This window comes from Sphaerimonospora sp. CA-214678 (genome assembly GCF_050942215.1).
GTDB lineage: Bacteria > Actinomycetota > Actinomycetes > Streptosporangiales > Streptosporangiaceae > Sphaerimonospora.
In genome coordinates, this window is sequence record NZ_CP192056.1 from 4,774,068 (window position 1) to 4,797,546 (window position 23,479).

The following is a 23,479-nucleotide window of genomic DNA, read 5'->3' on the forward strand; positions in this document are numbered from 1 at the left end:
GATGCGAATCGTCATGGGGGCGGGCGCCCGCCGGTGTTCCCAGCGGCCGGGCGCCCGCCTGATGATGCGTGTCGCCGTTCCCGTACGGCTCGGCCGTACGACGGCGGGAGCGTGTGTCAGGCCTGCTCGACCTGAGCGCTCTGCTCGGCCTGAGCGCTCTGCTCGGCCTGAGCGCTCTGCTCGCTCTGCTCGGCGGCCTGCTCCGAAGGCTGTCCGGCTGCCTGCTCGGCGACCTGTTCGGCGGCGGGAGCCTCGCCGGCCTCGGCCGCGGGGGCGGAGCCTTCGAGCAGCTCGCGCTCCCACTCGGCCAGCGGCTCGGCGACGGCGACGCCGGCCGCCGGCTTCTCCTCACCCCGGGAGGCGCCGGCGCGGGTCATCAGTCCGTCGGCCACGGCGTCGGCGACCACACGGGTGAGGAGGCTGACGGCGCGGATCGCGTCGTCGTTGCCCGGGATCGGGTAGTCGACCTCGTCGGGGTCGCAGTTGGTGTCCAGGATCGCGACGACCGGGATGCCGAGCTTCTTGGCCTCGTTGATCGCGATGTGCTCCTTCTTGGTGTCCACGATCCAGATCGCGCTCGGGACGCGAGCCATGTCGCGGATGCCGCCGAGGGTGCGCTCCAGCTTCTCCTTCTCGCGGCGGCGCATGAGGAGCTCCTTCTTGGTGAGCCCGGAGCCGGCCACGTTGTCGAAGTCGAGCTCCTCCAGCTCCTTGAGACGCTGGAGCCGCTTGTGCACGGTCGAGAAGTTGGTGAGCATGCCGCCCAGCCAGCGCTGGTTGACGTACGGCATGCCGACGCGCGCCGCCTGCTCGGCGATAGCCTCCTGAGCCTGCTTCTTGGTGCCGATGAACATGATCGTGCCGCCGTGCGCGACGGTCTCCTTCACGAAGTCGTACGCGCGGTCGATGTACGACAGCGACATACGCAGGTCGATCATGTAGATGCCGTTGCGCTCCGTGAGGATGAAGCGCTTCATCTTGGGGTTCCACCGGCGCGTCTGGTGGCCGAAGTGGACGCCGCTCTCAAGAAGCTGCCGCATTGTTACGACAGGGGCCATGGTGCTGTTTCCTCCATGGTCGCGTGCCCGTGGGCACTGGCCTCGGTTGGTCACGCGGGCCCGTTGCCCGCGTCCTGACGCCCCGGGCCGTCTTCACCGGGCAAGGTCGTGTTCTGGTGAACACGCCCCGGTCCGGACCGAGGAGACGGCCCCTGGTCGTGTCTCGCGCGATCTCGCGATCCGCGCGGACATTCCCGTGAACGGGCGTGCGAATTCGGCCCGCACAAGCAGGCCGTCGAACAGTCTATACGGATCCGCCTTATCAGGTGACGATCGCTTCGTCAGCCCCCCGTGGCCCATCCGCTGAGCCGTCGCCATCCGGCGTGATGGCCGCCCCGCCTCGGCGGGCTCACCCGACCAGTGGCCGCCCCGCGGGCGCGCGGGCCATTCGGCCCCGATCCTCCGCGGGAGGTTGTCCACAGAATGCCGTTCGGGTCAACGAGGGCGGCCCCCGGTCGGCGACCGTCGGAGCCGGAGGTGGTCACATGGCCGCGAAAGATCGGCTGGGCAGACGCGGCGAGCAGCTCGCAGCGGACTTCCTTGAGGCGGGTGGCATGCGAATTCTCGCCCGCAACTGGCGATGCTCACAGGGAGAGATCGACATCGTCGCCAGGGACGGCGAAACCCTGGTCGTCGTGGAGGTGAAGACCCGCTCCGGCCGCAGCCACGGCACCGCGTTCGAGGCGGTCACCCACGAGAAGCTGCGTCGTCTGCGACGCCTGGCGGGCCGGTGGCTGGCCGGGCAGTCCGAGACGTTCGGCGCGGTCCGGGTCGACGTGGTCGCGCTGGAGCGGTTCGCCGGCGACTTCGCCGTACGCCACGAACGCGGGGTGATCTGACATGGCCGTGGCGAGGACCCGGTGCGTCGCGCTGGTGGGCGTCACCGGCCGGATGGTCGAGGTCGAGGCCGACGTGGGGCCCGGAGTCGCGGGCACGCACTTCATCGGCCTCCTCGACACCGCGACCAGTGAGGCGCGCGGGCGGGTGCGCTCGGCATTGATCAACAGTCGCTTCGCCTGGCCTGACACGCGGATCACGGTCAGCCTGTTCCCGGCGAGCCTGCCCAAGCGGGGCTCGATCTTCGATCTGGCCATCGCCGTCGCCGTGCTGGGCGCGGCCGGGGCCGTCCCGGCGCACCGCATCGCGGATCCGCTGTTCCTCGGCGAGCTGGGGCTCGACGGCGGGGTGCGGCCGGTCAGGGGCGTGCTGCCCGCCGTGCTGGCGGCGGCGGAGGCGGGGATCGGCACGGTCGTCGTGCCCGCGCGCAACGCCGCGGAAGCGGCCCTCGTGCCCGGCGTCACCGTGCTCCCCGTCGCCCGCCTCGGCGAGCTCGTGCGGTGGCTGCGCACCGGCGATCCGAACCGCCCGCCGATCGCCGCCGGACCGTCCGCACCGTCCGGACCGTCCACCGGGGCCGCCGATGGGTACCCGGCGGAGAGTGTGCCTGACATGCGGGACGTGGCCGGTCAGCCGCTCGCGCGCAGGGCCCTGGAGGTGTGCGCCGCGGGCGGGCACAACCTCTGGATGGTCGGCCCGCCGGGAACCGGCAAGACCATGCTGGCCGAGCGGCTGCCGGCCCTGCTGCCCCCGCTCGGCCGCGAAGAGGCCCTGCAGGTGTCGGCGATCCACTCGGTGGCGGGGACGCTCCCCGCCGGTCGGCCGCTGCTCGCCCGGCCTCCGTTCATGGCTCCGCATCACAGCGCGACGGTGGCGTCGGTCGTGGGCGGCGGCAGCGGCGGGACGGTGCGGCCCGGCGCGGTGTCACTCGCACACCGGGGAGTGCTGTTCCTGGACGAAGCCCCCGAGTTCGCCGCCTCCGTGCTCGAGTCTCTGCGTCAACCGCTCGAATCCGGCACGGTGACGATCGCGCGGGCGAGCGGGACGATCACCTTTCCCGCTCGCTTCATGCTCGTCCTGGCGGCCAACCCGTGCCCCTGCGGCCGGCCGGGGACGCCGCGGGAACCCTGCCGGTGCACGCCGGGCGCCCGGCGGCGCTATCTGGCGCGGCTGTCCGGCCCGCTGCTCGACCGGATCGACGTGAAGGTGCGGGTCGGCCGGGCCACCCGGGCCGAGTTGCTGGCGGACCGGCACTTCGCCGAGTCGACCGAGGTCGTGGCGCGGCGGGTCCTGCTCGCGAGGGAACGGGCCGCCGGGCGGCTGGCCGGGACGCCGTGGCGGGCGAACGCCGAGGTGCCGTCCGCCGCCCTGCACGACGAGTTCCGCCTGCCGCGCGCGGCGCTCGCCCCGCTGCACCGTGGCCTCGACCTCGGCGCGCTCGGCGCGCGCGGGCTCGACCGGGTGCTCCGCATGTCCTGGACCCTGGCCGACCTCGCGGGCCGGGAGATCCCCGGCGAGCGGGAGACGTCCGGGGCGCTGGCGATGTGGCTGGGGGTGGACTGATGCGCGAACCACTGGAGGAGACGGGACGGGGCGGGGATCGGGCGAAGGCCCGGCACGACGTCCCGGAGGATCACGCCCGGGAGGAGGAGCGGGCGGCCCGGTCGGCGCTCATGCGCATGGCCGAGGCCGGCGATCCCGTGATGGGCCGGCTGATCGCCGCGTACGGCCCGGTGTCCGCTCTGGAACAGGCCAGGCGCGGTGGGCTGGAGCCGGAGTTCGCGCGGCGGGAGGCCGAGCTCGCTTCGGCGTCGCGGCGCCGTCTCGATCTCACCCGGCTCGTCGCGGGATGGGCCGCCCGCTACACGGATCCCGAGGCCCTTTTCGCGGCGGGGCTGGAGCAGGGGGCCCGGCTTGTGGTCCCCGGCGACGCCGAGTGGCCCACCCAGCTCGACGATCTCGCCGACCGGCGGCCGTTCGGACTGTGGCTCGACGGCCGGGCCAACCTGCGCTTCGCCTGTCTGCGCTCCGTCTCGATAGTCGGAGCACGGGCCGCGACCGCCTACGGGACGACGGTCGCGAGTGAACTCGGCGCGGGACTCGGCGAGCGCGGCTGGTCGGTGATCAGCGGCGGCGCCTACGGGATCGACGGCGCCGCCCATCGCGGCGCGCTGGCGGCCGGGGCCGCGACGGTGGCCGTGCTGGCCTGCGGTACGGACGTCTGCTACCCGACGGCTCATGAGGAGTTGTTCCGCGCCGTGCGCTCGCACGGCCTTGTGATCAGCGAATGGCCGCTCGGCTGCCATCCCACCAGGCCGCGGTTTCTCGTACGCAACCGGGTGATCGCCGCGCTGTCGCGCGGCACGGTCGTCGTCGAGGCCGCGGCGCGCAGCGGAGCGCTCAACACCGGAGGGCACGCCGCCGACCTGAACCGGCATCTGATGGCCGTGCCCGGCCCGGTCACCTCGGAGACCTCGGTGGGGTGTCACGCACTGATCAGGGAGGGCAGGGCGGTCTGCGTGACCTCCGCCGACGAAGTGATCGATCTGGTCGGCTCCATCGGTACCGACCTCGCCCCGCGCCCCCGGGGGCCCGTGCTCCCCCGGGACGCGCTGAACGACGAGACGAGACGGGTGCTGGAGGCGGTGCCCGCGCGCGGCGGGACGGGGCCCGCCGCCGTCGCCGTCGCCGCCGGGGTGGATCTCACCACGGCCCTCGCCTGCCTCGGCGGGCTGGCCGCCGCCGGATTCGTGGAGCAGTCGAACCGCGGCTGGCGGCTGCGCCGCTCCCGGTAGTCCGATTCATCGAGATCGCGAAAGGGACGGCGGTTAGCATGCGATCCATGACAGTCCGCATCTCGGCGACGATCGACGCGGGGGACGGCGGGGAGATCGCCCCGGCCGCCCGCTGGGACGTCCGGGCGGCGGACATCAGGCCGTCCACCGCCGATCGGGAAAAACGCGAGGAGCGGCGGGAGCGCCTCCGCGGGCACGGGGAACCGGGTCGCCCGCACTCGATCCAGGATCGACTCGGGGCGGCCTGAGATGTCCTCCCACGGGTTCGAGCCGGTCCTGGCGGAGTTCGAGCGTCACCTTCGCCTGGAGCGAGGCCTGTCGCCGCACACCGTCAGGGCGTACCTGGGAGACATCGCCTCGCTGCTCGCGCACCTGGCGGCCACCGAGCGGGAGAGCACGGGCCTGGAGGCGATCGCCGCTCTGGACGTCGCCGCTCTCCGCGACTGGCTGGGAGATCAGCATCGGGCCGGGCTGTCCCGGGCGACGCTGGCACGCCGGACGGCGTGCGCGCGGGCCTTCACGGCCTTCTGTCACCGGCGCGGCTGGTCGGACGGCGATCCCGGGCTGCTGCTGGGCACCGCTAAGCCGCGCCGGAGCCTGCCCAAGGTGCTGGATCAGGCGGAGGCCCGGGCCGTACTCGACGGAGCCGCGGCCGAGCGGGCGAGTTCCGGCGATCCCCGCGACCTGCGCGATCAGGCGATCATGGAGCTGCTCTACGCCACCGGTGTGCGGGTGAGCGAGCTGTGCGGCCTCGACCTGGACGACGTCGACCGCGATCGCCGTACCGTGCGGGTGCTGGGCAAGGGCGGCAGGGAGCGGACGGTGCCCGTGGGAGCGCCCGCGCTGCGCGCGCTGGACGCGTGGTGCGTGCGCGGCAGGCCGGCGCTGGTCCGGGAGAGCACCGGGCCCGCCCTCTTCATCGGCGTGCGCGGCGGCCGGATCGACCAGGGCACGGTCAGGCGGATCGTGCACGCGCGGCTGGCGGAGATCGACGGAGCGCCGGACATGGGCCCGCACGGTCTCCGGCACACCGCGGCCACCCACCTGCTCGAGGGTGGAGCCGATCTGCGCAGCGTTCAGGAGATGCTCGGTCACGCGTCGCTGTCCACCACGCAGATCTACACGCACGTGTCCGTCGAACGGCTCAGAGCCGCGTATCGGCAGGCTCATCCACGGGCCTGACCCTCCCCCGGCCCCGGCCAGGACGGCAGCAGGCGGACCCGGCCGAGGCCGAACAACGCAAGGGGATCGAGGTAGCTCCTTCCCCGGAGGAGCCCCCAGTGGAGACAGACCCTCCGGCAATGTCCCACGACGTCCTCGACCACCCCGATCACGTCACCCGCGGCCACCCGGCCGCCGGGCGCCACCGACGCCCGGACCGGCAGGTAGGTGGTGCGCAACCCGTTCTGGTGCGCGATGACGACGACTCCCCGTCCGGCCACCCGGCCGGCGTAGCCGACGATGCCCGGACCGGCCGCACGGACCTCATCGCCGGCCCGCGCCGCGAGATCCACACCGCGGTGGCCGGCGAGCCACGGCCGGGGCGGCGGGTCGAAACCCCTGATCACCTGGCCGCGGACACCGAGCGGGCGACGCCAGGGCGCCGCCGCCGGGGCCGGCGATCCGCCGTCCGGGCCGTCGGCCGCGCCGGCGGGCAGCGGCGGCCTCGACACGGGGCCGGCTCCGGACAGGGTGGTCACGAGGCAGGCGAGCAGGCAGATGACCGAGCGCATGCCACAACAGTGCGGCAGGCGGACGGACCCCCCGCCCGCCGAACCCGGTTCTGGGGAAAACCGGGTCCGACAACGGTCAGCTCGAGAATCCCTCCTTGGGCATCTCCAGATCCGGCTTGGCCAGCTCCTCTATGTTGACGTCCTTGAAGGTCACGACCCGCACGTTCTTCACAAAGCGCGCCGGACGGTACATGTCCCACACCCAGGCGTCCTGCATCTTCACGTCGAAGAAGACGTCACCGTTCTCGGCCGTCCGGACGTCGAGATCCACCGAGTTGGTCAGATAGAAGCGCCGCTCGGTCTCCACGACGTAGGTGAACAGTCCCACGACGTCGCGGTACTCCCGGTAGAGCTGCAGCTCCATCTCTGTCTCGTATTTCTCGAGATCTTCCGCGCTCACTCCGGACCTCCTCTTCCGCTCCCCGTCGCGATCGCCCTTTCAGACGACACCTGCCCCCACCTCATTCTCTTGCATGCCCCCATCCTGCCCGGTCGACGGGCCCGCGTCCTGGATCTCCGCTCCACGAGTCACCCTGGCCACCGTCACGAACGAGAACCGGTGATGGGGACTGGGTCCATGTTGGGCCAAAGCCCGTCGATGGCCGGCCGTGACGTAACCCTTGTGGACGGCGAAGCCGTACTCGGGGAACACCTCGTCCAGGCCGCGCATCAGACGGTCCCTGGTCACCTTGGCCACGATCGAGGCCGCCGCGACGCAGGCCGCGACCTGGTCGCCCTTCCACACGGCGAGCGACGGTGCGGGAAGCCCGGCCACCGGGAATCCGTCGGTCAGGATGTAGCCGACATCGATGCCCAGTCCCGCCACCGCCCGGCGCATCCCCGCCACGTTGCACCTGTGCAGCCCCCCTGCGTCGATCTCCTCGGGGGGGATGACGACGACGCCGACCGCCCTCGCCTTCACGGTGATGTCGTCGTAGAGGCGCTCGCGGGCGGCCTCGGTGAGGAGCTTCGAGTCGGCCAGGCCGTCGATCTCCCGTCCCAGCACCACGGCCGCGACCACCAGCGGCCCGGCGCAGGCGCCGCGGCCCGCCTCGTCCACCCCGGCGACCGGCGTGAACCCCCGTCGTGCCAGGGCCCGCTCGTAGCCGTACAGTCCAGAATCCCGCCGCACCACACTGGGACGCGGACGATACAAAGGCGTCATGACGACAAGCAGATTACGCCCCATTCCGCCTCAGCGATACGACCCGAGCCGCCACCTCGGGCGAAAGTCCAGGTGAATCGGGAAGCGAGATCAGCGAACCGCGGCGAAAGTCTCCGGCGGCGACAGCCAGGAGAAGCGTGAGAACGGCCAGAAGCGGACGAAGGCCCGGCCGATGACGTCGTCCTCCGAGATCGTGCCCAGATGCCCGTTCTCCAGGAACGTACGGGAGTCCATGGAGTTGTTCCGATGGTCGCCCATCAGCCACAGCCGTCCCGGCGGCACCTTCACCTCGAACTTGCGCCCCGAGGGGTAGACCCCCGGATACAGATAGGCGCCCTCCTCGTCGAGCGGGGTGCCGTTGACCGTGATCCGGCGCTTGGTGTCGCAGCACTTCACGGTGTCGCCGCCGACGCCGATGATCCGTTTGATCGTGTCCTCGCCATCCCAGCCCTTGAAGACGACGATGTCGCCCCGGTCCACGTCGCCGAACCTGTAGGCGAGCTTGTTCACCGCCACGTAGTCGTTCAGCAGCAGCGTGTTCTCCATCGACCCGGAGGGGATGTAGAACGTCTGCATGACGAACGCGTGGACCAGTAGGGCCACCACGATCCCGCCGAGTCCGTACAGGATCGTGTCGCGGAGCCCCGACCCCTTCTTCTCGGTCTCGTCCGTCGTCTCGGTCTTGCCCGTCTTCGTCATTGCCTTCCTCTACCGCCGGGCCGATCTGCGGTTCTTGAGTCTGCGGCGCAGCATCACCAGCGGTACGGCTCCCGCGAAGCCCGCCAGCACGGGGGCGGCCCCGGCCACGGCTCCGGCGGCCTTCAGCGCGGGCTGGGCGAACGTGTCGGGAATCGGCAGGACCTGGGCCCGGTCGAACGGCCAGACGATGACGAAGGCGCGCCCGATCACCTGGTCCGCCGGAATCGCACCGCCTCCGGGATCACCCGTGTGGCGCCGCGAGTCGGAGGAGACGGCGCGGTGGTCGCCCATCACCCACAGCCGCCCGGGCGGCACCGTGACATCGAAGGGCGTATCGGAGGGCGCGTCTCCCGGGTGCAGGTAGGCCTTCTCGTCCAGCGGCACTCCGTTCACCGTCACGCGACCCTCGCCGTCACAGCACTTCACCTGGTCGCCCGGCAGCCCGATGACCCGCTTGATGTAGTCCTTCTCCCCCGGGACCACGCCGAACGCCGTGCCGATCCAGCGGGCGGCCCCGGCGATCGGGTTCGACGGCTCCTCCAACTGCACCTCGGGATCCCAGGAGTCCACGCCCGAGAACACCACGACGTCGCCACGCTCAATGTCGCGGACGTGGTAGACGAGCTTGTTGACGAGCACGCGGTCGTTGATCAGCAGGGTGTTCTCCATCGACTCCGACGGAATGTAGAACGCCTGCACGACGAAGGTCTTGATGAGCAGGGCCAGGCCCAGGGCCACCACGACGAGGACGGGAAGCTCCCGCCAGAACGAGCCCTTCTTCTCTTTGGTACCTTCGGCGCTCTGCTGGATGTCTTCGGCGACCACGTCCACCCCGTCCTCGGCAGGGGGGCACACGCCGAACCCCTGACCTTCGCTAGTCAACGGTGCTGAGCCTAAATGATGTCCGCGGCGACCAGTGGCGTGGACGCGGCATCACCGCCAAAAGAAAGTGGTCCGTACCGATGGCACGGACCACGATCGACACTCCTTGACCTACTTGGCCGCCGGCGTCGCCTCACGCTTCTCGCGGATGCGGGCCGCCTTGCCGCGCAGGTCGCGCATGTAGTAGAGCTTCGCCCGGCGGACATCGCCCCGGGTCACCACGACGATCTTCTCGATCACCGGGCTGTGCACCGGGAAGGTCCGCTCGACGCCGACACCGTAGCTGATCTTGCGAACGGTGAAAGTCTCACGCACCCCGCCGCCCTGTCGACGCAGGACGAACCCCTTGAACACCTGGATACGGGACCGGTTGCCCTCGACGACGCGGACGTGGACCTCCAGCGTGTCACCCGGGCGGAACGCCGGAACGTCGCTGCGTAGGGCAGCCTTCTCGAGCTCCTGGATCTGCGTGTGCATGGCGGCGGTTCCTCGCTGACATGGGCACGCGGAGGTCCACCCGGCCGGGCCGACGAGGCTCGGCGACGAGGGGGACACGCGCGCTTGGCTTGATTTACGTCCGGTTCTGCTGCGGCCGGGACCGGGCCGCACCCGGCCACCAGAAAAGCGGCAGCAGCGTCTTAGTTTGCCACATCATGAGGCCGCGCGCGAAACGAGACTCCGCAAGCGGTCCCGAACTCCGCCAGGATCTTCCGGTCGTCCTTGTCCAATCCGGCCGGATCGAGCCTGTCGACCAGCTCGGGCCGCTTCTCCAGCGTGCGCCGGAGGGCCTGGTCGCGCCGCCAGCGGGCGATCTTCCCGTGGTGGCCGGACAGCAGGATCTCGGGCACCTCGTGACCACGCCACACGGGCGGCTTGGTGTAGACCGGGCCCTCCAGGAGATTGGCCATCGGTCCGGGGGCGAAGGAGTCGTCGGCGACCGATCGGGCGTTTCCGAGAACGCCGGGCAGCAGTCGCCCCACGGCCTCGACGATCACGAGGACGGCCGCCTCGCCGCCCGCGAGCACGTAATCGCCGATGCTCACCTCGTCGACACGCAGGCGGGAGCCGTACTCGGCGGCGACGCGGGAGTCGATGCCCTCGTAGCGGGCGGGTGTGAACAGCAGCCAGGGCTCGTCGGCGTATTCGATGGCCGTCTCCTGGGTGAACGGACGGCCGCTCGGCGTCGGCACGATCATCCTGGGCGCACCTGCCGGCACGCCCAGCGCCGATCGGCCTTCCGAGATCACCGCGTCGATGGCCTCGCCCCAGATCTCCGGCTTCATCACCATGCCGGGGCCACCGCCGTACGGCGTGTCGTCCACGGTCTTGTGGACGTCGCGGGTCCAGTCACGCAGCTGGTGGAGACGGATCTCGAGGATGCCCCGCTCCCGCGCCTTGCCCACCAGCGACACATCGAGCGGAGCGAAGTATTCGGGAAAGATCGAGATGATGTCGACGCGCATGCGTGGCCTCCTCCTGCTCGCCGTCGCCCTACTCGGTCTCGCCGAGATCGAACAGGCCGGGCGGCGCGTCGACGACCAGGACGCCCCGGTCGAGATCGACCTCGGGGACGAGCGCCTTGACGAACGGAACGTAGGCGTCGCTCCGCTCGGGACGGCGGACCACGAGAAGGTCCTGTCCGTGGTGGAGAACCTCGGCGACCTCGCCGACCCGCTCGCCGGCCACGGTCACCACCGCCAAACCGATGAGCTCGTGATCGCGGAACTCGTCGGGGTCGGCGGATCTCGGCACGTCGGCGGAATCGATGACGAGCAGCGTGCCCCGCAGTTCCTCGGCGGCGTCGCGGTCGGTCACGCCGGCCACGGCCAGCAGCAGGCTCCCCTTGTGCCAGCGTGCTCCCTCGACCGTCAGCGGCCCGGCTTCCGCCGGGTCGGTGGCGAGCGCCGTACCGGGGGCGAAGCGCACGTCGGGGTCGTCGGTGCGCACCTCGACGGTGACCTCGCCCCGCACGCCGTGCGGCCGGCCGATCCTGCCCACCACGAGCTGCACTTGTCGCCTTCCTTCAGCAACGAATCTCGCCCGGCGCCCCCGTCCGGGACCGGGCCTCGCCCGGGAACCGGACCCCCGGGAGCGAAGCGGGGGACCCCGTGCGGGGTCCCCCGTCAGGTCGTCCTCAGCGGACCCCAGGTCGTGTCCCGTAGATCTTCCTGCCCGCCGCGGCCGACCGGATGGCCTCTCGCCACGGCGAAGATCAGCGGGACACCGCCTCGTCCAGATCGACCAGGTCGATCCGTACGTACCTGCCCTGGGACAGCCCGTTCACGACCGTGCGCAGTGCCCTGGCCGTACGGCCGCCACGGCCTATGACCTTGCCGAGATCTTCCGGATGGACCCGGACCTCGAGGACGCGCCCGGTACGGATGCGTCGCGCGCGGACCCGGACGTCGTCAGGATGTTCGACGATGCCCTTGACCAGATGCTCGAGGGCCTCCTCGAGCATCTCAGGCCTCGCCTTCCGGCTTCTCCTCGGCGGCCGGCGCCTGGGCTGCCGGGGCCTCGGCTGTCGCTTCGGCCTTGGCGGGCCTCCTGGTCTTCTTCTGGGTGGTCGCGGCGCCGGTGTCGCCGGTCAGCGTCTCCTTGGCCGCGGCCTCGTAGGCGGCGTGGCGATCGGGCTTGGGCTCGGCCACCTGCAGCGGCGTCGCCGGAGCGGGCTCGCCCTTGAACTTCTGCCAGTCGCCGGTCAGCTTGAAGATCTTGAGAACCGGGTCGGTCGGCTGCGCGCCGACACCCAGCCAGTACTGCGCCCGCTCGGAGTTCACCTCGATGCGCGAGGGGTGCTCCTTCGGGTGGTACAGGCCGATCTCCTCGATCGCACGGCCGTCGCGCTTGCTCCGGCTGTCGGCGACGACGATGCGGTACTGCGGGTTGCGGATCATCCCGAGCCGCTTGAGCTTGATCTTGACTGCCACGAGTGTGGTCTCTCCTGCATTAGAGCGTGGGTGAGCGGTGTCTCATCGAGTGGGGCACGATGTGAACCCGCCCGAGGGACAGACGCGACCGGCGGGGGTGAGAGGGCACCCGCCTGGCCACGATGTTCCAGCCTGCCATTCTGCCAGATGGCCGGGGATGCTCGGGCATCTCCTCGCCATCATGGCGTTCACGCCGGATGGCGCGTCAGTTCTGGCCCGGCAGCTTGAACTTCGATGGGTCGAAGCCCGGCGGGAGTTCCAGGCCCGGGGGCAGCTGCCCGGCGCCGAGGTTACCGAGGGCGCCCATGCCCTTCGGCAGCGAGGGCGTGCCTCCCTTGCCGGAGGCGGTCTTTCCGCGCGCCGCCTTGCGGGGGTCGCCGCTGACGCGCCGGCCCTTCTTTGCCTTCTGCGACTTCTGTCCCTTGCCCCGGCCCGGCATGCCGGGGATGCCCAGTCCCTGGGTCATCCGCTTCATCATCTTCTGCGCCTCGAAGAAGCGGACGACGAGGTTGCTGACCTCTGTGACGGTGACCCCGGAGCCCTTGGCGATGCGGGCCCGCCGCGAGCCATTGATGATCTTCGGCTCCCTGCGCTCCCCGGGGGTCATGGAGCGGATGATGGCGGCGATGCGGTCGAGGTCCCGGTCATCGACCTGGTTGAGCTGATCGCGCATCTGCCCCATGCCCGGCATCATGCCGAGCAGGTTCTTGATGGGGCCCATCCGGCGGACCATCATCATCTGCTCGAGGAAGTCGTCGAGCGTGAAGTCGTCACCGGAGGCGAGCTTGCCCGCCATCTTGGCGGCTTCCTGCTCGTCGAAGGTCTTCTGCGCCTGCTCGATCAGGGTGAGGATGTCGCCCATGTCGAGGATCCGGCCCGCCATCCGGTCCGGGTGGAAGGCGTCGAAGTCCTCGAGCTTCTCGCCGGTGGAAGCGAACATGATCGGACGGCCGGTGACGTGCCGGACCGACAGCGCGGCACCGCCCCTGGCGTCGCCGTCGAGCTTGGTCAGCACGACGCCGTCGAAGCCGACCCCCTCCATGAACGCCTGAGCCGTGCTCACCGCGTCCTGGCCGATCATCGCGTCGACCACGAACAGCACCTCGTCCGGGCTGATCGCGTCGCGGATGTCCGCCGCCTGCCGCATGAGCTGCTCGTCGATGCCAAGCCGTCCGGCGGTGTCGACGATGACGACGTCGTGCTGGCGGCGCCGGGCGTGGTCGATCGACTCCCTGGCCACCTCGACGGGATCGCCGACGCCGTTGCCCGGCTGGGGCGCGAAGACGGCCACCTCGGCACGCTCGGCCATGACCGAAAGCTGCTGTACGGCGTTGGGCCGCTGAAGGTCGCACGCCACGAGCAGCGGAGCGTGGCCCTGGTCGCGCAGCCACTTGGCCAGCTTGCCGGCGAGCGTGGTCTTGCCCGATCCCTGAAGACCGGCGAGCATGATGACGGTCGGCGGGGTCTTGGCGTGGCGCAGCCTGCGCGTCTCACCGCCCAGCACCCCGATCAGCTCGTCATTGACGATCTTCACGACCTGCTGGGCGGGGTTGAGCGCCTGGGAGACCTCGGCTCCGCGCGCCCGTTCCTTGACCCGGGCCACGAAGTCCTTCACCACCGGCAGCGCGACATCGGCCTCGAGCAGGGCGATGCGGATCTCGCGGCAGGTCGCGTCGATGTCGGCGTCGGAAAGCCTGCCCTTGGACCTAAGGGAGGAGAAGACCGAAGTCAGCCGGTCGGAAAGCGTCTCGAACACGTGAGTGGCCAGCCCTCGAAGCGATTGGACGGGTGAATGGACCGGGCTCCAGCCTATCCGGCTCCGCGGCCTCCGCGCCCGCCCGCGCGCCCGCTCATCGGCCGGGCGCCCCGACGTGCGTGGTGAGGGCGTGCTCGACCAGAGTGATCAACGCTCTCTTGACCGACTCCCGATCACGCGCGTCCGTACGCACGATCGGAATATGCGACCCCAGCGTCATCGCCTCCCGAATCTCCTCCTCACCATGAGGAAACCGCCCATCGAAGCCGTTGATCCCCACCACGAACGGCAACCGCGCCTCCTCGAAATAATCCACAGCGGGAAAACTATCGGCCAGCCGCCGCGTATCCACCAGCACCACCGCACCGATCGCCCCCCGCACCAGGTCATCCCACATGAACCAGAACCGATGCTGCCCCGGCGTCCCGAACAAATACAAGATCAAATCACGGTCCAGCGACACCCGCCCGAAATCCATCGCCACCGTCGTCGTCGTCTTATGCGGAACCAACCCCACATCGTCCACACCCGCCGACGCATCGGTCATCACCGCCTCCGTCGTCAACGGCATGATCTCCGACACCGCCCCCACGAACGTCGTCTTCCCCACACCGAAACCACCCGCAACGACGATCTTCGTCGACGTCAGCCCCCGGCCGGAACCGGCCGCGTCTCTAGAGCCTGCGAAGTCCACTGAGCACCCTCTCCAGCAAAGTCACATCCGGCTTGCCCGCATCCAGCTGCGGCTGATGCACCTGCACCAACCCCTCAGCCGCCATGTCCGCGATGACCACACGCACCACACCCAGCGGAATCCGCAACAACGCGGACACCTCCGCCACCGACCGCACCTGACGGCACAGCGAGCTGATCGCGCGGTACTCGGGCGGGCGGCCGGACAGATCGAAGTGTGCCGTGGTCGCCGACGACACCAGCGCCTCGATCGCGAGCTGCATGCGCGGGGTCGTGCGCCCTCCGGTCACGGTGAAGGGGCGGACCGGGGACGCGGGCTCCTGGGGGATCGGGGCGCCGCCGTGCGGCTGCCCCCACGGGTCCACCGTCACCTCCGCGAGTGGGACGACTGGAGCTCGGCGCGCAGCGCCGGCGTGAGCACCTGTCCCGCTCGATCCACCAGCAACGTCATCTGATAAGCCACGAGCCCGAGGTCCGAGTCCGGCGCGGCCAGCACGGCCAGGCACGACCCGTCGCTGATCGACATGATCAGCAGCAGCCCGCGCTGCATCTCCACGACCGTCTGCGTCACCGCACCGCCCTCGAACACCCGGGAGGCGCCCTGCGTCAGACTGATCAAACCCGCCGCCACCGCAGCCAGCTGATCGGCCCGGTCGGGCGGGAAGCCGTCGGAATAGGCCAGTGGCAGACCGTCGGCCGCCACGACGACCGCATGCGCCACGCCCGGCACCGAGCCGACGAAGTCGCTGATCAACCAGTTGAGCCCGCGCGCGGCCTGACTCATCTCCATCATCCTTGCTCCCCTTCTCTCATCGGGTAGCCCTGGTCCTCACTGATCTCCCCGCGCGCCACGGCGCGGCCCTTCCGTACGCCCTGCTGGAAGCTCGACAGGCGGCTCCGGGCACGGTCGGGTGACAGGACCGGCGGCGGCGCGGCGGAAGCCGCCGCCGCATCGGCCGAGCCCGGCACCAGGTTTGCCTTGGGGACCCGCTTGGGCAGGCCAGAGGTGGTCTTACCGTCGGAGGCCGGCTGCTGGGCGACCGCGGCCGCGGTCTGCCACCCGGCGTCGACGGCGGACGGCCGCTGCCATTCCGACTCCGCCTCGGTCGGCGTGGTCCTCTTGAACCACGCCGACTCGACGGAAGCGAAGATCGGCAGGAACTCTTCGGGTGGCTCCTCCAGCGGCGCGTTCCGCAGCACCGGCATCGGACCGGTGGCCGCCTCGTCCGGGATGTCGTCGTAGCGACGCGGACGCAACCCGGCGCCCCCGTGTGGAGCGCCGGGAGGCACGGCGGGGGTGAAATGCGGACCTGTGTTGTGACCGAGGGGGGCCGTCGGGGCCGCGGGCGGGACGGCCGCGGGCGGCATGGCGGAACGCGGCGTGATCGGCGAGCGCGCCGGCCATTCCGGCTGGCTCGGCTGGAGACTCGGCTGGGGGCTCCACGAGGGGGCGAACGCGCCGGCGTGGGTCGGCGGCTGGTAGGCGGGCCGGCTCATCAGCGCCTCCGGCAGCAGGACCATCGCGGTCAGGCCTCCGCCGTCGTGCGGTCTGAGCTGAACCCGGATGCCGTTGCGCAGCGCGAGCCGGCCGACCACGAACAGTCCCATCCGCCGGGACACCGACACGTCCACGACCGGGGGATGGGAGAGGCGATGGTTCGCCTGGGCGATCTCCTCGTTGGTCATGCCGATGCCGGAGTCCGTGATGGAGATCATCACTCCGCCGCCGTCGATGCTGTTCCCCGACACGGTCACGCGGGTGTCCCTGGCCGAGAACGACAGCGCGTTCTCGACGAGCTCGGCGAGCAGGTGGATGACGTCGTTGACGGACTGCCCGGCGATGGCGACCTCTCCGGGCACGTTGAGCGCCACGCGCTCATATCCCTCGACCTCGGACAGGGAGGCGCGGAGCACGTCGGTGATCTCGACGGGCCGGCTCCAGCGGCGGGCGGGCTCCTGGCCGGCGAGGACCAGGAGGTTCTCACTGTTGCGCCGCATGCGGGTGGCCAGGTGGTCGAGCTTGAACATGTCGGCCAGACGGCGCTCGTCCTGTTCGCCCTGCTCCAGACCGTCGATCAGCGTGATCTGCCGCTCCACCAGGGTCTGCGTGCGCCGCGACAGGTTCACGAACATCGCGTTGATGTTGCTGCGGAGCTGGGCCTCGTCGCCCGCCAGCCGTACGGCCTCGCGGTGCACCTCGTCGAAGGCCCGCGCGACCTCGCCGATCTCGTCGGCGGAGTGCACACCGACGGGCTGCACCTCCGGCCGGCCGCGCCCGCCGTCGGTGTCACGCAGCCGCTGCACGAGTTCTGGCAGACGGTGGCCGGCGACCTCGAGCGCCTCGCTGCGCAGCCGGCGCAGCGGGTGAACCAGCGATCGGGCCATGACGGCGGTGATGAGCAGGACCAGCAGCAGGACCGCGGTGATCAGGATGGCGCTGAACACGGCCGCGTTGCGTTCTGCCGTCTGGAGTTCGGCGCTCCTGGCGATGGCGGACCTGGTGATGGTCTCGGAGACCTCCCGCATCAGCTCCGCCTGCTTGCTGATCGCGCCGAACCACCGCTCCTCGTCGGAGCTCCTGCGGTCGAGGTTGCGGATCGGCAGCCCGGCCGAGTGGAGGAAGCGCGCCCGGTTGATGAAGAACCGCGCCCGGTCGATCAGCTGATTGGTCACGGTGTCGGCGTAGAACTGACGCTGGGCGATGGTCGCCTCGGCGTTGTACGAGGTCAGCTCGCTCCGCTCGCCGGCGGCCGCGGCCGTGAAGGCGTCGAACTCGTCCTGCTCGAACCGCTGCCTGGCCAGCGCCAGGGCGAGCAGCGCGCGCTGCTGCGAGACGGACTCCTGGGCGCGGGCCAGCGCGCCCAGCGCCTTGACGCTCGCGCCGAGCGCCTCGTCCGGAACGCCCTGCCCGGCCGCGTCGTAGAGCCGCAGCAGGTCGGCGGTGACGAGCCGATACTTCTCAAGGGTGCGCAGCGGCTGGAGCTGGCTTTCGAGCGCGATTTTACGCAGCGCGGGCAGGTCGGTCAGTCGCCCGAGCGCGCGGGAGAGTTCCGCCCGGCCGAGCTCTCCCAGCGTGTCACCGTCGGACGCGGCCTTGCTCCGGACCAGCTCCACCTCCGCGTCGACGACCTTGTGCTGGTTGTTGATGAGCGTGAGCACCGAGTTCGAGCGGCGGTTCCCCGCCACGTATCTGACGGTGAGGTCGCGCTCCAGCTGGATCTCGTTGGCCAGCGCGCCGATGCGGGCGACGAGCTCGACCGCTCCGCGCACGCGCTGGTACTCGGCGGCGCTGCCGATAGAGGTGACCACCCGCAGGCCGCCGAACAGGACCGCGACGACGGTCGGCAGCACGATCAGAGCCAGGAGCCGGCTGCGCACGCGCCAGTTCTTCAGCGCCATCGGGCTTCCGATGGCGTGCTCGGCCGAGGTCCCGGTCCTGGCCCGCGGCGGCCGCCGCCCGCTCGCGGTGGTCGCGCCGCCGGCACCCGCTCCGCCGGGCGGTTCGGGATCGGCGCGGCGACCGCCCTCGATCGTTGCTGTCCTCACTGGTGCAACCTCTCGCGCTGGTCCTCAGGAAAGAGTTTCGCGGTGGGCCCGTACGGGAAACCCCACAAGTCATCGGCAATTTGAGCATAAATGGACGAGCTAGACCAATGCTTCGGATATATTGGAACGATCCAAAAAGTACCGAATAGCGTTCTAACCTGGCCATAAGTGAGGTATCCAGCAGCATCCAAACGATCGCATGTCAGGTCCTAAACCGGGTTACGCCTTGGCATCGGTCCAAACCTCCAGTTGATCAGTTAGTTGGACATAATGGACGTTCGGGCAAGTTATATGACATATATGACCGAATGCTGTTAAGTCGTTCTGACTCCGGTACGCTTCTCGCCCGTCGCCCGTCTTAGCTTGATCACCTGACCAGTCGGGCGTCACTCCCCGCCAAAGGAGAGCTAATGAGGCTTATGGGGCGAACCTTCGCCATAGGTGTCGCGGCCGTGCTGGCCCTGACCGCTTGCAGCACCGAGACATCGTCCGACTCCTCCGCCGACGGCTCCGCTCTGGAGAAGACCACGCTGGTCGTAGGCACGATCCCCGTCCCGGACATCGCGCCGCTGCAGGTCGCCATCGACCGCGGCTTCTTCAAGGAGGAGGGTCTAGAGGTCAAGACCGAGGTCCTCGCGGGCGGCGCCATCGGCATCCAGAAGATCCTGGGCGAGAGCATCGACCTGACCCTCAGCGCCTATATCGGCACCTTCCTGGCGCAGGAGAAGGGCGCGGGGAAGTTCAAGTTCGTGGCCGACAGTTACGGCTCGGCTCCCGGCGCCTTCGTGATCATGGCTAAGAAGGACTCCCCCATCAAGAGCGCGGCCGACCTCAAGGGGAAGAAGATCGCCGTCAATACCTTCAACAACCTCAGCCAGCTGACGGCCGAGGTTCAGATGAGAGTGGCGGGGGTGACCGCGACCCAGGACCAGTTCATCGAGAAGCCGTACCCCGACATGCCCGCCGCCCTGGAAAACGGTCAGGCCGATGCGGCAGCTATGGTCGAGCCGTTTATCACCGTCGCGTCCAAGGCGGGCGCCAGAATCGTCGTCGACCAAATGATCGGGCCGACCGAGGACTTTCCCATCGCCGGCTGGCTGACCACGGAAAGCATCGCCAACAAGTACCCGAAGACGTTGGCCGCCTTCCAGCGTGCCCTGCACAAGGCCCAGGAGCTCGTCGCGAACGACCGGAAGATCGTGGACGAGGTGCTGCCCAAGTACACCAAGATCGACGCTGCCACGGCGGCGGTCATCGCCCTGGGCTCCTACCCGACCTCGCTGAGCGAGGAGCGGCTCCAGCGGGTGGCCGACCTGATGAAGGAGTACGGCTACCTGAAGACGGATCTCGACGTGAAGTCGTTGATCCTGGCGCCGCCGGCGAGCTGACGGAGACCGCCGCGAGATCGTGATCAGATCATGAACCGGGTCCGAGTGTTCCGCGGCGTCGTCGGCGCCGCGGTGTTCGTCGTAGCGGTCGAGGCCGTCGGCCTCAGCGGACTGATCGACGAACGCTTCCTGCCCCGCATGTCGACGATCCTCGTCGGCGCGGCGGGCCTGATCGTCGACCCGGACTTCCTCGCCGACGCCACAGCCACGGTGACAGCCTGGGCCCTGGGGCTCCTGCTCACCGTGGCCGTGGCCGTACCCGCCGGGCTGGTGCTCGGCGCGCTGCCCGCCGCCGAACGTGCGGTCCGCCCGCTCATCGAGTTCCTCCGGCCCATCCCATCGGTCGCGATCATCCCTCTCGCGATCCTGCTCTTCAGCGACAACCTGCACCTGAGGCTGGCCGTCATCCTGTACGCGTCGTCCTGGCCGGTGCTGTTGAACGCCATCTACGGCGTGAAAGACGTCGATCCCCTCGCCAAGGAGACCCTGCGCAGCTTCGGGTTCGGACCGGTGTCCGTACTGTTGCGTGTCTCGCTGCCCAGTGCCGCCCCGTTCATCGCGACCGGGGTGCGGGTCGCCTCCGGGATCGCGATCATCCTGGCGGTCAGCGCGGAGTTGCTGGCCGGCGGCGCGGAGGGAATCGGAATCTTCATCACCGAGGCCGCCAGTGCCGGCCGGATCGACCTGATGTTGGCGGCGACCCTGTGGGCGGGCCTGTTCGGCGTTCTCTCCAACGCCGTTCTGGTCGCGGCGGAACGCCGGCTGTTCCGGTGGCACCGCGCCAGATCGGGGAACCCCAGATGAACCTGCGTTCCTGCGGACCCGTCTTCCGTCCACTCGGCCGGCTCTGGCTGGTGGCCGTCACGATCGCGATCTGGGAGATCGGCACCCGCACGGCCGAGCAGCCGTTCTTTCCTCCGCCCTCGGCGATCCTCGCGCGGATGCACGAACTCTGGTTCTCCGGCCCGGTGTCCCGTCTCCTGCTGACGGACCAGGCGCTCAGCGATTTCGGCCCCAGCCTCGCGAGGCTGTTCGGCGGCTGGCTGGCCGCCGCCGTCCTCGGCGTGCTCGCCGGGATCGCCATCGGCTGCTCGCCCCGGCTGTCCGACTACCTGGACCCGCTGATCGACCTCGGCCGGGCCGTACCGCCGCCTCTGCTCGTGCCGTTCTTCCTGGCCCTGCTGAAGCTGGGCACGCCGGCACAGCTCGCCACGATCGTGTTCGGAGTGATCTGGCCGATCCTGCTCAACACCGTCGACGGCACGCGCGGCGTGGATCGGCAGCATCTGGAAACGGCGCGCATCTTCGGGTTCTCCGCGTCCCAGCGCCTCTGGCAGGTCATCCTCCCCGCCGCCATGCCGAAGATCTTCGCCGGGCTGCGGCTCGCCCTGTCCCTGGCGCTGATCCTCCTGGTGATCGCCGAGATCTTCGGGGGCAGCGGCGGGATCGGCTACCAGCTTCTCTGGGCGCAGCGCAGCTACCTCTTCCCGGACATGTGGGGCTGCCTGGTCATGCTGGGCCTGCTCGGCTACCTGCTCAACTCCGCGTTCCTGCTGCTGGAGCGGCGCGTGCTCGCCTGGCACCGGGGCGCCAGGCAGACCAACTAAGGGGGCATCCCGTGCTCAAGATCACCGATCTGGTCCATTCGTACGGTACGCACCGGGTGCTCGACGGGGTGAGCCTGTCCGTCGCCGAAGGCGAGTTGGTCAGCGTCGTCGGCCCCTCGGGGTGCGGGAAGTCGACCCTGCTGCGCTCGATCGCCGGGCTCATCAAACCGTCCGGCGGCAGCATCATGCTCGGCGGCCGGCCGATCGACCGGATCCCGGACAACCTGGCGATCGTCTTCCAGGACTACAGCCGCTCGCTCTTCCCGTGGATGACGGCGGTGAGCAACGTCGCGCTGCCGCTGCGGCGCAGGGGGCTGGACCGCAGGCACAGCCGGGAGGCCGCGCTGGCGGCCCTGGACCAGGTGGGCCTGGCCGACGCCGGCGGGAAATACCCCTGGGAGATGTCCGGCGGCATGCAGCAGCGTGTCTCGATCGCGCGTGCCCTCGCCTACCGCCCGGCGCTCCTCCTCATGGACGAGCCGTTCGGGTCGGTCGACGCCCAGACCCGCGAGGATCTGGAGGACCTGGTGCTGCGGGTCTGCGCACACCACGGGATGACGATCCTGCTGATCACCCACGACATCGACGAGAGTGTGTACGTCGGGGACCGTGTCATCGTCCTCACCAGGTCACCCGCGCGGGTCGCCGCCGATCTGGAGGTCGGCCTGAGCGGCCCGCGCGACCAGATCGCCACCAGGCAGCTCGACGAGTTCGTCCGGCTGCGCGCCGAAGTCGGCCGCCTCGTCCGAGGCGCTTCCACCACCGCGACCACTGTTCTGGAGCAGCATTGATCGACTCGAACGACCCCATCTGGGACGCCATCGTCGGCATCACCCGGCTCGGCGCCATGGCCACGATGGCGGAGCTGGGCTGTGCCGATCACCTGGCGGGCGGCCCGATGAGCGTCACCGAACTGGCCGGCGCGTGCGGGGCGCACGCCCCCTCACTCGCACGGGTGATGCGCGAGCTGGCGGGCATCGGGATCGTCCGCACCGTGGGTCCCGGCGTCTATGAGCTGACCGAAAGCGGCCAGGCCCTGCGGGAGGGCATGCCCGGCAGCATGCGCGCCGCGCTGCGGGTGATGCTGGAGCCCGGCTACTGGCACGCCATGGGGACGCTGCCCGAGGCCGTACGGCTGGGCCGTTCCCCGTTCATCGAGCGCTTCGGGACCTACTACGACTACCTGGAGGAACGGCCCGAGGCCGCGCGGAACTTCAACGACTACATGGGGATCCGGGCCGCTTCGATCGAGCCGGCGCTGGCCGCCGCCTACGACTTCTCGGGCTGCGGCACGCTTGTGGACGTGGCCGGAGGAAGGGGGCATCTGCTCGCGGCCGTGCTCGACGCGAACCCTCGGCTGCGCGGCGTGCTCCTCGACCGCGAGGGCGTGGTGGCGCACGCGCGCGAGGCGCTCGCCACACGCGGCTTCGGCGACCGGTGCGAATTCGTGGGCGGCGACTTCTTCGAGGCCGTGCCCGAAGGCGCCGACGCCTACCTGCTCGCGAGCATCATCCACAACTGGGACGACGACGACGCACTGCGCATCCTCGGCAACGTGCGGGACGCCATGGCCGGCGAGGGCCGGGTGCTGCTGCTGGAGATGGTGCTCCCCGACGACGATTCACCGCACATCGGCAAGGAGATCGACCTGCGGATGCTCACCCTGCTGGGTGGTAGGGAACGGACCCGGAGCGAGTACGCCACCCTGCTCGGCAAGAGCGGCCTGTCGCTGTCGCGGGTGCTGCCGCTCCCCGCCGGGGCGAGCCTGATCGAAGCGCTCCCCGTCTGACGGGATCACCGGGTCGGTGCGGTCAGGAGAGTCCCCGCTGGGGTACGGCGACGTGCGTGGTGAGGGCGTGCTCGACCAGAGTGATCAACGCTCTCTTGACCGACTCCCGATCACGCGCGTCCGTACGCACGATCGGAATATGCGACCCCAGCGTCATCGCCTCCCGAATCTCCTCCTCACCATGAGGAAACCGCCCATCGAAGCCGTTGATCCCCACCACGAACGGCAACCGCGCCTCCTCGAAATAATCCACAGCGGGAAAACTATCGGCCAGCCGCCGCGTATCCACCAGCACCACCGCACCGATCGCCCCCCGCACCAGGTCATCCCACATGAACCAGAACCGATGCTGCCCCGGCGTCCCGAACAAATACAAGATCAAATCACGGTCCAGCGACACCCGCCCGAAATCCATCGCCACCGTCGTCGTCGTCTTATGCGGAACCAACCCCACATCGTCCACACCCGCCGACGCATCGGTCATCACCGCCTCCGTCGTCAACGGCATGATCTCCGACACCGCCCCCACGAACGTCGTCTTCCCCACACCGAAACCACCCGCAACGACGATCTTCGTCGACGTCAGCCCCCGGCCGGAACC

27 protein-coding genes are annotated in these 23,479 nt (G+C 70.0%); 10 read left to right on the plus strand and 17 right to left on the minus strand.

Translation table 11 applies throughout. From position 1 onward, the window contains the following. Positions 1-116: 116 nt before the first annotated feature. Complete coding sequence (gene rpsB / locus ACQP1K_RS21370) at positions 117-1,058, minus strand: 30S ribosomal protein S2 (RefSeq protein ID WP_433497479.1); 942 nt, start codon at positions 1,056-1,058, stop codon at positions 117-119. 485 nt (positions 1,059-1,543) lie between these two features. Here rpsB and ACQP1K_RS21375 point away from each other — a divergent pair, with 485 nt between their 5' ends. The 5 genes from ACQP1K_RS21375 to ACQP1K_RS21395 are packed head-to-tail and all read left to right on the plus strand — an operon-like array spanning position 1,544 to position 5,872. Beyond that, complete coding sequence (locus ACQP1K_RS21375; RefSeq protein ID WP_433497480.1) at positions 1,544-1,897, plus strand: YraN family protein; 354 nt, start codon at positions 1,544-1,546, stop codon at positions 1,895-1,897. Between the two features lies 1 nt (position 1,898). Beyond that, positions 1,899-3,458: a YifB family Mg chelatase-like AAA ATPase gene (locus tag ACQP1K_RS21380; protein ID WP_433497481.1), complete on the plus strand. Its 1,560-nt coding sequence runs from the start codon at positions 1,899-1,901 to the stop codon at positions 3,456-3,458. Beyond that, positions 3,458-4,690: a DNA-processing protein DprA gene (gene dprA, locus ACQP1K_RS21385; RefSeq protein ID WP_433497482.1), complete on the plus strand. Its 1,233-nt coding sequence runs from the start codon at positions 3,458-3,460 to the stop codon at positions 4,688-4,690. The genes ACQP1K_RS21380 and dprA overlap by 1 nt, the downstream gene beginning before the upstream one ends. A gap of 47 nt (positions 4,691-4,737) precedes the next feature. Continuing rightward, on the plus strand, positions 4,738-4,938 hold the full coding sequence (locus ACQP1K_RS21390; RefSeq protein ID WP_433497483.1) for a hypothetical protein: 201 nt from the start codon (positions 4,738-4,740) through the stop codon (positions 4,936-4,938). Position 4,939: 1 nt separating this feature from the next. Then, complete coding sequence (locus ACQP1K_RS21395) at positions 4,940-5,872, plus strand: tyrosine recombinase XerC (protein ID WP_433497484.1); 933 nt, start codon at positions 4,940-4,942, stop codon at positions 5,870-5,872. Here ACQP1K_RS21395 and ACQP1K_RS21400 read toward each other — a convergent pair. The 15 genes from ACQP1K_RS21400 to ACQP1K_RS21470 all read right to left on the minus strand — a co-directional run bounded on the left by ACQP1K_RS21400 (position 5,857) and on the right by ACQP1K_RS21470 (position 18,094). Next, on the minus strand, positions 5,857-6,423 hold the full coding sequence (locus ACQP1K_RS21400) for a murein hydrolase activator EnvC family protein (protein ID WP_433497485.1): 567 nt from the start codon (positions 6,421-6,423) through the stop codon (positions 5,857-5,859). The two genes, ACQP1K_RS21395 and ACQP1K_RS21400, sit on opposite strands and share 16 nt — an antisense overlap. A gap of 76 nt (positions 6,424-6,499) precedes the next feature. After that, positions 6,500-6,823, minus strand: coding sequence for a DUF2469 domain-containing protein (locus tag ACQP1K_RS21405; protein WP_036327164.1), 324 nt, complete (start codon positions 6,821-6,823; stop codon positions 6,500-6,502). Positions 6,824-6,862: 39 nt separating this feature from the next. After that, a complete protein-coding gene (locus ACQP1K_RS21410; RefSeq protein ID WP_433497486.1) occupies positions 6,863-7,588 on the minus strand; it encodes a ribonuclease HII in 726 nt (241 codons plus the stop codon). A 90-nt stretch (positions 7,589-7,678) separates the two neighbouring features. Next, positions 7,679-8,287 (minus strand): signal peptidase I, encoded by a 609-nt coding sequence (gene lepB, locus ACQP1K_RS21415; RefSeq protein ID WP_433497487.1) that lies wholly within the window; start codon positions 8,285-8,287, stop codon positions 7,679-7,681. A 9-nt stretch (positions 8,288-8,296) separates the two neighbouring features. After that, positions 8,297-9,169 carry a signal peptidase I gene (gene lepB, locus ACQP1K_RS21420; protein WP_433497488.1) on the minus strand — a complete coding sequence of 291 codons (873 nt, stop codon included), beginning with the start codon at positions 9,167-9,169 and terminating at the stop codon, positions 8,297-8,299. Between the two features lie 111 nt (positions 9,170-9,280). Next, positions 9,281-9,646 (minus strand): 50S ribosomal protein L19, encoded by a 366-nt coding sequence (gene rplS, locus ACQP1K_RS21425; RefSeq protein ID WP_433497489.1) that lies wholly within the window; start codon positions 9,644-9,646, stop codon positions 9,281-9,283. A gap of 161 nt (positions 9,647-9,807) precedes the next feature. Then, positions 9,808-10,632: a tRNA (guanosine(37)-N1)-methyltransferase TrmD gene (gene trmD, locus ACQP1K_RS21430; RefSeq protein ID WP_433497490.1), complete on the minus strand. Its 825-nt coding sequence runs from the start codon at positions 10,630-10,632 to the stop codon at positions 9,808-9,810. Between the two features lie 28 nt (positions 10,633-10,660). Further along, positions 10,661-11,179, minus strand: coding sequence for a ribosome maturation factor RimM (gene rimM / locus ACQP1K_RS21435; protein ID WP_433497491.1), 519 nt, complete (start codon positions 11,177-11,179; stop codon positions 10,661-10,663). A 202-nt stretch (positions 11,180-11,381) separates the two neighbouring features. Then, positions 11,382-11,630, minus strand: coding sequence for an RNA-binding protein (locus tag ACQP1K_RS21440; RefSeq protein WP_433497492.1), 249 nt, complete (start codon positions 11,628-11,630; stop codon positions 11,382-11,384). 1 nt (position 11,631) lies between these two features. Beyond that, the gene (gene rpsP / locus ACQP1K_RS21445) at positions 11,632-12,099 is read right to left on the minus strand and encodes a 30S ribosomal protein S16 (protein WP_433497493.1); all 468 of its coding nucleotides are present in this window, start codon (positions 12,097-12,099) and stop codon (positions 11,632-11,634) included. Positions 12,100-12,304: 205 nt separating this feature from the next. Continuing rightward, positions 12,305-13,855 (minus strand): signal recognition particle protein, encoded by a 1,551-nt coding sequence (gene ffh / locus ACQP1K_RS21450; protein WP_433497494.1) that lies wholly within the window; start codon positions 13,853-13,855, stop codon positions 12,305-12,307. 94 nt (positions 13,856-13,949) lie between these two features. Then, a complete protein-coding gene (locus tag ACQP1K_RS21455) occupies positions 13,950-14,549 on the minus strand; it encodes a GTP-binding protein (protein ID WP_433497495.1) in 600 nt (199 codons plus the stop codon). Beyond that, entirely contained in the window at positions 14,530-14,919 is a 390-nt protein-coding gene (locus ACQP1K_RS21460) for a DUF742 domain-containing protein (RefSeq protein ID WP_433497496.1), read from the minus strand. The genes ACQP1K_RS21455 and ACQP1K_RS21460 overlap by 20 nt, the downstream gene beginning before the upstream one ends. Next, on the minus strand, positions 14,916-15,341 hold the full coding sequence (locus tag ACQP1K_RS21465; protein ID WP_055479637.1) for a roadblock/LC7 domain-containing protein: 426 nt from the start codon (positions 15,339-15,341) through the stop codon (positions 14,916-14,918). The genes ACQP1K_RS21460 and ACQP1K_RS21465 overlap by 4 nt, the downstream gene beginning before the upstream one ends. Continuing rightward, on the minus strand, positions 15,338-18,094 hold the full coding sequence (locus tag ACQP1K_RS21470) for a nitrate- and nitrite sensing domain-containing protein (RefSeq protein WP_433497497.1): 2,757 nt from the start codon (positions 18,092-18,094) through the stop codon (positions 15,338-15,340). Before ACQP1K_RS21470 ends, ACQP1K_RS21465 begins: the two co-directional genes overlap by 4 nt. 419 nt (positions 18,095-18,513) lie before the next feature. Here ACQP1K_RS21470 and ACQP1K_RS21475 point away from each other — a divergent pair, with 419 nt between their 5' ends. From ACQP1K_RS21475 to ACQP1K_RS21495, 5 genes are read left to right on the plus strand one after another with little or no spacing between them, the layout of a single operon-like run. Continuing rightward, on the plus strand, positions 18,514-19,482 hold the full coding sequence (locus tag ACQP1K_RS21475) for an ABC transporter substrate-binding protein (protein WP_433497498.1): 969 nt from the start codon (positions 18,514-18,516) through the stop codon (positions 19,480-19,482). A 30-nt stretch (positions 19,483-19,512) separates the two neighbouring features. Further along, positions 19,513-20,286 (plus strand): ABC transporter permease, encoded by a 774-nt coding sequence (locus ACQP1K_RS21480; protein WP_433497499.1) that lies wholly within the window; start codon positions 19,513-19,515, stop codon positions 20,284-20,286. After that, positions 20,283-21,089 carry an ABC transporter permease gene (locus ACQP1K_RS21485; RefSeq protein WP_433497500.1) on the plus strand — a complete coding sequence of 269 codons (807 nt, stop codon included), beginning with the start codon at positions 20,283-20,285 and terminating at the stop codon, positions 21,087-21,089. The genes ACQP1K_RS21480 and ACQP1K_RS21485 overlap by 4 nt, the downstream gene beginning before the upstream one ends. Before the next feature lie 11 nt (positions 21,090-21,100). After that, a complete protein-coding gene (locus tag ACQP1K_RS21490; RefSeq protein ID WP_433497501.1) occupies positions 21,101-21,880 on the plus strand; it encodes an ABC transporter ATP-binding protein in 780 nt (259 codons plus the stop codon). Further along, positions 21,877-22,878 (plus strand): methyltransferase, encoded by a 1,002-nt coding sequence (locus ACQP1K_RS21495; RefSeq protein ID WP_433497502.1) that lies wholly within the window; start codon positions 21,877-21,879, stop codon positions 22,876-22,878. Before ACQP1K_RS21490 ends, ACQP1K_RS21495 begins: the two co-directional genes overlap by 4 nt. A gap of 22 nt (positions 22,879-22,900) precedes the next feature. Here the strand turns inward: ACQP1K_RS21495 and ACQP1K_RS21500 are convergent, their stop codons facing one another. Beyond that, positions 22,901-23,464 (minus strand): GTP-binding protein, encoded by a 564-nt coding sequence (locus tag ACQP1K_RS21500; RefSeq protein ID WP_433501611.1) that lies wholly within the window; start codon positions 23,462-23,464, stop codon positions 22,901-22,903. Positions 23,465-23,479 lie beyond the last annotated feature (15 nt).